Raw genomic sequence first — 457 nt, 5'->3', positions numbered from 1 at the left:
CCGGGGTTCTTTTCGCCTTTCCCTCACGGTACTGGTTCACTATCGGTCGATCACGAGTATTTAGCCTTGGAGGATGGTCCCCCCATCTTCAGACAGGATTTCACGTGTCCCGCCCTACTTGTCGTACACCTAGTTCCACAACGCTGTTTTCGCATACAGGGCTATCACCTGCTAGGGCCGGGCTTTCCATCCCGTTCTGCTAACAACACTGCTAAAGAGTACAAGGCTCTTCCCATTTCGTTCGCCACTACTTTGGGAATCTCGGTTGATTTCTGTTCCTGCAGCTACTTAGATGTTTCAGTTCGCCGCGTTCGCTTCCCACACCTATGGATTCAGTGTGGGATGACCCATACGGGCCGGGTTTCCCCATTCGGACATCTCCGGATCAAAGCTTGTTTGCCAGCTCCCCGAAGCTTTTCGCAGGCTACCGCGTCCTTCATCGCCTGTGATCGCCAAG

At 53.6% G+C, this 457-nt stretch carries 1 rRNA gene; it reads right to left on the bottom strand.

Going from position 1 to position 457, the window contains the following annotated elements:
* Window positions 1-457: ribosomal RNA gene (locus E1J61_RS37170) — 23S ribosomal RNA — on the bottom strand; the annotation flags it as partial.

The sequence above is a fragment of the Cupriavidus sp. L7L genome (genome assembly GCF_004353535.1).
Lineage (GTDB): Bacteria > Pseudomonadota > Gammaproteobacteria > Burkholderiales > Burkholderiaceae > Cupriavidus > Cupriavidus oxalaticus_A.
Note: the sequence above shows the minus strand (reverse complement) of the source record. Positions and strands in the feature narration are given on the sequence as shown.